This is a genomic window from Moorena sp. SIO3I6, assembly GCF_010672095.1.
This window is the reverse complement of the sequence record NZ_JAAHHU010000685.1, coordinates 1-2,446: the sequence shown is the minus strand read 5'-3', so window position 1 is coordinate 2,446 and position 2,446 is coordinate 1. Positions and strand designations below refer to the sequence as shown.

Sequence of the window (2,446 nt, the reverse complement as noted above, 5' to 3'; positions counted from 1 at the left end):
TGAGAACGCCAGTGACGCTCAGTAGTTTATGGAAGCTATCTGAGTCCAACCTAGCATAAGAATCCCCAGCTAGAATTTTTAATTTAGCTGGGGTGCGTTCAAAAAAACTAGCTATCCTTAAAAAGATCTGACAAAAAAGTATGAAGTTTGAATTGTGAAGTATGAAGTTTGAATTGTGAAGGAATCCTGAATTGTGAAGGAATCCTGAATTGTGAAGGAATCCTGAAAACCTTCTATCGATTGGTTACTTGGCAACAGGTATTTTTTTTAGCCTGGTTGTCTACCCAACTATATCCTTGTCGATTTCCAGCAGTATAAGCTTCAACCTTCATTCTTTATCCTTCAATTTTGTTAGGTGCGCTTTCCGTTGCGAATTAAATTCGCTCTAGGTGCGCGCCTCCTAGGCCGCGAGCAATCCCTCGCGGCCTAGGGTCGCACCAACGGGCTCGCACCTGTTGACGTTTTTAGTGTGGCAAGACTTAATAAGCATGGGTGAGACGGATCTGATCTATTTGCTAGTAGGCATTGGGTTAGGAGTTATGGGGAGTCGCTTCAGGAAATTTTTAAAGGTGCGCTTTCCAATGGCCGGGGCACCCGGCCTTGGGTCGCACCTCCATGAAAGCACAGACTCAAAGACCTCTGTATGCCATCAAACTGATACTGATGCTGAAGAAATCCAGCGTCTGAAACAGGAATTCAAGCAAAATCAATTGGCTTACCAAATGGCAATGGAAATGAGCCAGTTTAAAGCCGGATTTTTGGCACGAACTTCCCACGAGTTGCGATCGCCTCTGAGTCGGTTGATTGGTTTACATCAGTTGATTTTGTCTGATCTGTGTGAGTCTCCAGAAGAAGAGAGAGAATTTGTGAACCAGGCTAACGCCTCTGCCCATACTATGGTTAAACTGCTTGATGAGGTGACTGCTGTAGCTAAAACTGAACACGGTACTAACGTTTTGGAGATTTGCTCAGTCTCTTTGAAGCAGCTGTTTGAAGACCTCTATCGTCTGACCCATTTGCAAGCTGCCAATCGCAATCTCCAGCTGGAAATAGTTCCACCTGACCCCCAAATTCACGTTTTAGTCGATCCACGGCGTTTTCGACAGGCATTAGTCATGATTGTGGATACTGCAATTACTCAGATAAGTAGTGGTCAAATTAAAGTTTGGACTGCACTCTCCTCTAAATCTGAAACTGTTTCCATCTGGATTGATATGCCCTGTGCCATCAGCTGTTGGGCTGAAGATGTTGATTTATTGCAATTACCTCCAGATCAATCAAAACAGCCCAGTGAAATGGTATCCACTTCATCTGGACTGACGTTGTTGATGATTCAAACTCTCCTGGAAGTGATGCAGGGGCGTATAGAAGTATTAACGGTTCCCAGTGAAGAAGCTGACAATGATACCTCTGTGGATAATCTTACCCGGTTTCAAGTTTCTATACCCCAGGGGATTCCTGAGATTGTAGAGCCTTACTAGGCACTGGAGTAACTAGAGGCTGATTGTACAATACCATTGTGGTACTGGAGTTCACCTCAAAACCAATGCGTTCGTAAAAACTTTGTTGATGGGTGGTCATCAGATAAACTCTCTCTACTCGGCTCATCTGAGGATGAGAGAGTACAGTTTCCACTAGCTTACGCCCTAGCCCAGCTCCTCGATAGTCTGGATGGATAACGACATCCCAAATGGTTCCCCGATAAATTCCGTCAGAGGTAGCTCTAGCTAATCCAATCAGCTTCTGGTTATCCCAAACGCTGATGACAGGATTACTGTTAGCGATCGCAACTTGCCAATCCTCGATTTTTCGGTCTTTTGCCCAAAAAGCACCTAAGTTAAACAATTGTTGTAGCTGGTAATAGTCGATTTGAGATTTGCGATCGCAAAACTGAATATGGCGGTAATCCATAGTTACCAAAGTTCCTTCTGATTTTGTTAAACGTGCCTTGAAATTGACTTACTTTCCTGATGTTAGTCTGGAGTTTTAATGAAAACTGTTTAAGTGAAAATAGGGTTGATATCCTGTCCTATTGACTACTTTTAAGTAATATAAACCAGACAATTAATCCTGATTAATTACAATTAATCAGGATTAAACGGGTTTGCAGATAGCTGTTAAAGATATATCTATCGATAGGTTATATCTGGCTTGACAAACCCAGGGAGCTGAGTATTACAAAATGTTAATATCATAACCTATTGTAATTATCTCGGTCAAATCCAATAACTGATACTATGGGTGGTAGTATGGGCTATTGTTGTTCGATCACGACACCTGTGCACAACCACCTCTCACCCACCCCATCCAAACCCCATGCCCAATTGCCTAATCAGCGTTGGGAAATTGCCCCCCTCAAAACTGAACAAGCTAACCAACTCGCCCAAGCTAGAGGCATTTCCCCCCTAATCGCTCAACTCCTGATTAATCGGGGTATTGAAACCTC

The 2,446-nt window shown here is 43.3% G+C and carries 2 protein-coding genes; one reads left to right on the top strand and one right to left on the bottom strand.

Annotated elements, in window-relative coordinates:
- Positions 1-488: 488 nt before the first annotated feature.
- Positions 489-1,481 carry a HAMP domain-containing sensor histidine kinase gene (locus tag F6K49_RS41405; RefSeq protein WP_293106932.1) on the top strand — a complete coding sequence of 331 codons (993 nt, stop codon included), beginning with the start codon at positions 489-491 and terminating at the stop codon, positions 1,479-1,481.
- Here F6K49_RS41405 and F6K49_RS41400 read toward each other — a convergent pair.
- Positions 1,441-1,911, bottom strand: a complete 471-nt coding sequence (locus F6K49_RS41400; protein WP_293106929.1) for a GNAT family N-acetyltransferase — start codon at positions 1,909-1,911, stop codon at positions 1,441-1,443. The genes F6K49_RS41405 and F6K49_RS41400 overlap by 41 nt on opposite strands.
- Between the last annotated feature and the right edge of the window lie 535 nt (positions 1,912-2,446).